Origin of the sequence: Cryobacterium sp. MLB-32, from assembly GCF_000738085.1 — a bacterium.
Classification (GTDB): domain Bacteria; phylum Actinomycetota; class Actinomycetes; order Actinomycetales; family Microbacteriaceae; genus Cryobacterium.
In genome coordinates this window covers 1-6,531 of the sequence record NZ_JPRS01000210.1, presented here as the reverse complement: position 1 = coordinate 6,531, position 6,531 = coordinate 1, and the positions used below count along the sequence as shown (strand labels likewise).

The window sequence follows — 6,531 nt, the reverse complement described above, 5'->3', positions numbered from 1 at the left end:
GCTTTCCAAGCCGGGGGTGAAGGGTTCCGAACGTTCGTATCGCTACTACACATTCTCCAACTATCACCGGAAATTCCTGAAATGAGACGGCGATGACTGCGATGTCTTTTGATGATATTGACGATCCGGAGTTCTGCGTCGACTCGGCCAGAATCGAGGATGGGATTTACTCGATGGCCGGCTGGGTGGAACTACCGTGCCCCCGACGTCGATCGACGTCAGGCCGATACGCGATCGAGGTCAACGACATCCGAATCCCGTTCAGCGCATCCTGACCGTTCCGGTCGAAGCGGCCGGTGTTGGCCAAAAGGCACCTGAACAATCCTGAGCGGATGTTTTCGTTCCACTACTACGCAGACCCCCACCATCCAGCAGCGCGGCCCGCAGGGACGTTCGGTGCACGTCGTCGAGGTGCGGACCCGGTCCGAGGTGGACCTGCGTCGAGCCGGCGTAGTCGTTCGCCCTATGCGAAAAATCTGGCTAGAAGAGGGGCCAGGGCACTGCTGACATGTCGCCGTGGGGCGCGGGGAACGTTCCTTCGGACCGCAACTGGTCGCAGCGGGCCGCAAAGGCGTCGACCTCGAGCGGCGTGAGCAGGGCGGCGAGGGCGTCGCCGAGCACGCCGGAGAGCTGCCCACGAACGCGGTCTAGCCCCTCGAGTTCCTCTGCCGTGAGTTTCTCGCCGAGCCAGCCCCATAACACCGTGCGCAGCTTGTGTTCCTTGTGGAAGGTGAGCCCGTGGTCCACGCCGTGGCGGTGGCCGTCTTTCATGGCCAGGATGTGGGCACCCTTACGGTCGGCGTTGTTCACGACGATGTCGAAGACCGCCATCCGGCGCAGCGCCGGGGAATCTTCGTGGATGAGTGACACTTCCTGATCGTGCTCGTCGATGCCGTCGAGTACGTGAAGCCAGCCTTGTTCCGGTGTGTTCTCCGCGGCCACCAGGTCCACGGCATCCTGCTCTGGATCCGATTCCTGCCACAGCTGTACCATTCCAAAACCGTGCGGTCCGTCGCGCAGCCAGGTGCGCGGCACCACGTTCCACCCGAAGGCCTCCGAGACCAGATAGGCCGCTGCCTCGCGGTGAGCGAGATTGCCATCCGGGAAATCCCAGAGCGGACGCTCCCCGGCGACGGGCTTATAGACGACGACGGTGCCGCCGATGCGGCCCAGGAAACTGGCGTTCGAGGCCGACATGAGCCGCCCCGTGAGTTCCAACTCGCCCCGATCGAGGTCGGCCGCCGACGTCATCAGAGTTCGCCGGGCAGGATGCAGGTGTGTCCGTCCGGGTCGATGGGAGTGCCGCAGAAGGGGCAGATCGGTCGTCCGGCGCCCACGACCTCGCGGGTTCGCTTGGCGAATGCCCGGGCGGTACCGACGGGAAGGCGTACAAGAAGCATTTCGACCGGTTCTTCCGCAATGAAATCCGGCTCGTCGTCGTCGGTCTCCACGAGCGGATAGGCCTCGATCACCACCTGCGCGGTCGACGGATCCCAGCCCAGGCTCATCGCGCCGGTGCGGAACTGCTCGTCGATCGGCTGTTCCAGGGGATCATTGTCCACCAGTTCGATCGGGGTCAGGGCGGGGATGCTCAGAGGATTACCCTCGTGGCCCATGAGCTGGTCGAGGATCTCGTCGATCTTTTCGGCGAGCAATGCTGATTGCTGTTTCTCCAGCGCGATGCTCACGATGTCGGATCGGGTGCGCACCTGCAGGTAGAACGTGCGTGAGCCGGGTTCACCGACGGTGCCGACGACGACCCGGTCTGGCCAGGCGAACTTATGAACGATTGTGGGCATATCTCTATTTTAGGAGCGCAAAGTGTTCGGCGCCTGTGGACCGGCACCGCCACCGACCTGTGCGTCGGCTTCCGGGGTGCTGGAACGCAGCCAGGACAGGTCGCCGGCATCCGTGTTTGTGGAGAAAACGCTGGGACGGCCGGGCCCGTAGCGCACGATGGAGATCGACGCGGGGCCCACGTTGATGCGCTGGAAGAGGTCGAGGTGCATGCCGAGCGCATCCGCCAGTATCGATTTGATGATGTCCCCGTGGCTCACGGCCACCCAGACCGCACCCGGACCGTGCTCGGCTTCGAACGCGGCGTCGTGGCGACGGATGGCGGCTACCGACCGGGCCTGCATCGCGGCCAATGACTCGCCGCCCGGGAACGTGGCGGCCGACGGCTGGTTCTGCACCACCGACCACAGTTCTTCTTTGGCAAGCTCGCCGAGGGCGCGCCCCTGCCACTGGCCGTAATCGCACTCGGTGATGTCGTGCTCGACCAGTGTCGGTGGTGCACCGGTCTGGTGGTCGAGAATCAGGCCGGATGTCTGCAGGCAACGTTCCAGAGGGCTGGTGACCATTCCGACGATCGAAACAGTGGCCAGTCGCTCACCGGCACTCGACGCCTGTTCTCGCCCCACTTGGTCGAGTCGCACTCCGGCGGTGCGTCCGGCGAGCATTCCGGTGGCGTTCGCGGTGGTGCGGCCGTGCCGCACGAGGATAACTGTGGCCATGCCGCCAGCCTAGCTACCAGGCGCCGGGCTTGTAGTCCTTGAGGAAGACGCCGCAGAGGTCTTCGCCCGCTTCGCCGCGCACGATCGGGTCGTACACGCGTGCCGCGCCGTCCACGAGGTCAAGCGGGGCGTGGAAGCCTTCCTCCGCCAGACGGATCTTGGTCGGGTGCGGTCGTTCGTCGGTGATCCACCCGGTGTCCACGCTGGTCATGAGGATGCCGTCGTTGAGCATTTCCTTGGCGCTCGTGCGAGTGAGCATGTTGAGCGCGGCTTTGGCCATGTTGGTGTGCGGGTGGCCGGGGCCCTTGTAACCACGCCCGAACACGCCCTCCATGGCCGACACGTTCACGATGTACGTGCGGCGGGCAGCGGATGCCGTCAGGGATGCCCGCAGACGGCTCACGAGCAGGAACGGCGCCGTGGTGTTGCACAACTGAACCTCGAGCATTTCGAGCGGGTCTACGTCTTCCACGTTGGCCGTCCAGCTGTTCACGTCGTGCAGGTCGGGCACAAGCCCGCCGGCATCGATCGCCGTGCCGGCGGCGAGCTTCTCGAGCGAACTGGACCCGGCGGCCAGGGCCAGGCGGGTGAGGTCATCCGCTGTCAGGGCACCGGAGCCCGAGGCGGCCGCGAGCAGCGGATGACCGGAGACGGAGGCGGCGAGAGCGAGCGGATGGGCGTCGTTCGTGTGACCGAACGAGACGATCTCCGGCAGCGGGCCGTCGGGCAGGGGCGAATCTTCGGCCTCCACGAGCGGTGAGTATGAGCCACGGGAGCGACGAACGGTCTGGGCGGCGTTGTTGATCAGAATGTCGAGGGGGCCCTGAGCCGCCACCGAGTCGGCGAGGGCGATGACCTGGGCCGGGTCGCGCAGATCGATCCCCACGATGCGAAGCCGGTGCAGCCAATCCTTCGAATCGGGCATCGCGGCGAAACGGCGAACGGCATCGCGCGGGAAACGTGTGGTGACCGTGGTGTGTGCGCCGTCGCGCAGCAGCCGCAGGGCGATGTACATGCCGATCTTGGCGCGGCCTCCGGTGAGCAGCGCACGCTTACCGGTCAGGTCCGTGCGTGCGTCCCGCTTGGCATGGCTCATCAGCGCACAGCTCGGGCAGAGCTGGTGGTAGAACGCGTCGACGAGGGTGTATTTCTGCTTGCAGATGTAGCAGGCCCGCGGCACGAGCAACTCACCGGCCGAGGGTGCGGAGGTGCCGATGGACAGCTGGGCGCCGCGGGTCTCGTCGTCGATGCGGGTGGGCGCTCCCGTGGCGGTGGCCGCGATAACCTCGCGGTCGGCTTCCTTGATCGCGGCCCGCTTTTCGCCGCGCCGCGCCATCTTCACCGATTTGAACATTTTTGCGGTGGCCTGGCGCACGGTGACGAAGTCGGGATCTTCCGGGTCCACGTCGCTGAGCGATGCCAGGACGCGGAGGGTGACTTCGAGGTCCTGCGCGTCGAGGCCGGGGAAATCGGCGTAGTCCTTGACCGCACCCTCGGCTGCCGTCTCGTCCGCACCCTCGGAGGCGGCGGCAGGTACGGTGTCAGGCGCAGTGATCATCAGAGAATTCTACGCGGGGTGGCTGTGAGCCTTGCACGTGCACCGTCGGACGGCCGTTTCCGCCACACAGGGAGCGTGACGAGAAACGGCTGTCCGACAGTGCCGGGTACAGGCGAGATCAGGCCTTCGCGGATTCCTGAACGGGGATCGACGAGGTGGGCGGCTCGTACGTGGCGTCGTAGGGCATCTCGTCGTGGTCGAGGAGCGGATTCTCGTCCTGGTGCTGCACCAGATCGGCGGCCTCTTCGTCCGTGTTCACGCTCGGCATCGAGCCGGGCAGCGGCCGGTTGGCCGATTCCTTCAGGAAGAAGATGGCGATCGCACCGATCAGCGACGTTCCCATCAGGTAGAAGGCCGGCATCATGTCGTTGCCGGTGGACACGATCAGGGCAGCGATGATGAACGGTGTGGTGCCCCCGAAAATGGCCACCGCAAAGTTGTACGAGATACCCATGGCCCCGTAGCGGCTGGCGGTCGGGAACAGAGCCGGCAGCGCGCTCGCGAGGTTGGACACGTAGAACGTGACGGGGAACGCGATGAGGGCGAGGCCCAGCAGCGTGGTGGCGATCGAACCGACACCAATGAGCACGAACGCCGGGTAGGCCAGCACGACCGTGCTGATCGCACCGATCCAGAGAACGGGCCGTCGCCCGACCCTGTCGGAGAGCCTGCCTGCGAGAGGAATGCACAGCGCCATGGCCACGAGGATCGGGATCGTGAGTGCTGTGCCGTGCAACTCGTCGTATCCCTTGTTTTCGGTCAGGTAGGTGGGCATGTACGAGGTGAGCGCATAGCCGACCGTGTTCGCGGCGGCGACAAGGATCATCGCGATGATGATGTTGCGCCAGTACGCCTTGAAAATCGCGAGCGGTCCCTTGGGAGTTGCGGCAGTGGCACCCAACGGGTTCTTATTCGCTTCTTCCTGCGCGTCGAGGGTGGCCTGGAAGGCGGGAGACTCGTCGATCTTCATGCGGAAGTAGATGGCGACCAGGCCGAGAGGGCCGGCAATGAGGAACGGCAAGCGCCAGCCCCAGTCCTGCATGACGTCCTGGCCCAGCACAACCTGGAGTACGGATACGAGGGCTGCGCCGATGGCGAAGCCGAGGTAGCTGCCCATATCCAGAAAGCTGGCGAAGTAGCCGCGCTGGCTGTCCGGGGCGTGCTCGCTCACGAACGTGGTCGCACCGGCGTACTCACCACCGGTGGAGAATCCCTGCACGAGCTTGACGAACACGAGCAAAACGGCCGCCCATATTCCGACCTGTGCGTAGCCGGGCAGCAGACCTACCGCGAAGGTGGAGCCCGCCATGAGTATGAGGGTGGTGGCGAGCACCTTCTGGCGGCCGATGCGGTCACCAAGCCAGCCGAAGAAGACGCCGCCGAGCGGGCGCGCGAAGAAGGTTGCGGCGAACGTGCCGAGCAGGAAGAGGGTCTGAACGGATGTGTCGGCTTCGGGCAAGAAGACCGGCCCCATTGTGGTGATGAGGTATCCGAAGATACCGACGTCGTACCATTCCATGGTGTTTCCCACGATGGTGCCGCCGAGGGCACGCTTCATGATCGGCTTGTCGACGACGTTGACGTCGGACACCGCGAGGCGGCGCTTGCGAAGCGGCTTGCGGGACTTTCCCGTGGTGCTCGCCGCTCCGGATGCAGCTGCGGACTTACTTCGGTCTAGGGACATGGGGTTTCTCCCGTGGAGATAAAGTGCGTGTGACGTCGAGGTGTACCGCACGTGACAGTGCGGCAGTCAAGCTGCTCACATTACCCCCCTTTAGGGGGTGTCTCCTGAATCGGGGCACATTCAGCCAGCGCGCTTAGAGTGCAGTCATGGCTGATTCTGTGAAGTTCTGGTTTGATCCCTCTTGCCCATGGGCGTGGATGACGTCCCGTTGGGTCGACGAGGTTGCCCGGTTGCGTGACCTTGACGTGGAGTGGAAGGTGATGAGCCTCGCTGTGCTGAACGAAGACAATCCCGACCACTACAACAGCGAGTTTCTGCCCAGAGCGCTCAAGTACACCCGGCTGGCGCAGGCGGCCCAGGAAATCCACGGTCAGGCGATGGTCAAGGCACTCTACGACGCGCTGGGCGCCGAGATCCACCTCGGGGGTAACAGCAACGCCGATGAGGTCATCCCCCTCGCGCTCGCCGCGGCGGGGCTTCCGGAGAGTTTCGCTGCGTACGCGGACTCCGAGGAGTTCGACGGGCAGATGCGAGCGAGCCACTTCGACGGCATCAACCGAGTCGGACAGGATGTCGGCACACCCGTGATCGACATCAACGGGGTCGCGTTCTTCGGCCCCGTCATCTCCCCGGCTCCTATGGGGGACCAGGCCCTGGCACTGTGGGACGGAGTTGTCGCAGCCGCAAGCTTCGACGGGTTCTTCGAGCTCAAGCGCAGCCGCACCCGCGAACCGAACTTCGACGTCACACCGGTCGCTGCCGCGCCAGCCGAG

At 64.9% G+C, this 6,531-nt stretch carries 7 protein-coding genes; 2 read left to right on the top strand and 5 right to left on the bottom strand.

Annotation, left to right across the window (positions count from 1 at the left end):
* Positions 1-101 precede the first annotated feature (101 nt).
* Positions 102-275, top strand: a complete 174-nt coding sequence (locus JF66_RS23765) for a hypothetical protein (protein ID WP_231556469.1) — start codon at positions 102-104, stop codon at positions 273-275.
* A 205-nt stretch (positions 276-480) separates the two neighbouring features.
* Here the strand turns inward: JF66_RS23765 and JF66_RS16190 are convergent, their stop codons facing one another.
* The 5 genes from JF66_RS16190 to JF66_RS16170 form a co-directional block, all read right to left on the bottom strand.
* Positions 481-1,251, bottom strand: a complete 771-nt coding sequence (locus JF66_RS16190; protein ID WP_035879635.1) for an SCO1664 family protein — start codon at positions 1,249-1,251, stop codon at positions 481-483.
* Positions 1,251-1,799: a DUF3090 domain-containing protein gene (locus JF66_RS16185; protein WP_035879633.1), complete on the bottom strand. Its 549-nt coding sequence runs from the start codon at positions 1,797-1,799 to the stop codon at positions 1,251-1,253. Before JF66_RS16185 ends, JF66_RS16190 begins: the two co-directional genes overlap by 1 nt.
* A gap of 9 nt (positions 1,800-1,808) precedes the next feature.
* Positions 1,809-2,516 carry a histidine phosphatase family protein gene (locus tag JF66_RS16180; RefSeq protein ID WP_035879632.1) on the bottom strand — a complete coding sequence of 236 codons (708 nt, stop codon included), beginning with the start codon at positions 2,514-2,516 and terminating at the stop codon, positions 1,809-1,811.
* Between the two features lie 13 nt (positions 2,517-2,529).
* Complete coding sequence (locus tag JF66_RS16175) at positions 2,530-4,074, bottom strand: SDR family NAD(P)-dependent oxidoreductase (protein ID WP_081882453.1); 1,545 nt, start codon at positions 4,072-4,074, stop codon at positions 2,530-2,532.
* 118 nt (positions 4,075-4,192) lie between these two features.
* Positions 4,193-5,758, bottom strand: a complete 1,566-nt coding sequence (locus JF66_RS16170; protein WP_051973643.1) for an MFS transporter — start codon at positions 5,756-5,758, stop codon at positions 4,193-4,195.
* Between the two features lie 146 nt (positions 5,759-5,904).
* Here JF66_RS16170 and JF66_RS16165 point away from each other — a divergent pair.
* Positions 5,905-6,531 (top strand): DsbA family protein (locus JF66_RS16165; RefSeq protein WP_156109854.1); only part of this gene is annotated, 627 nt, incomplete at its 3' end.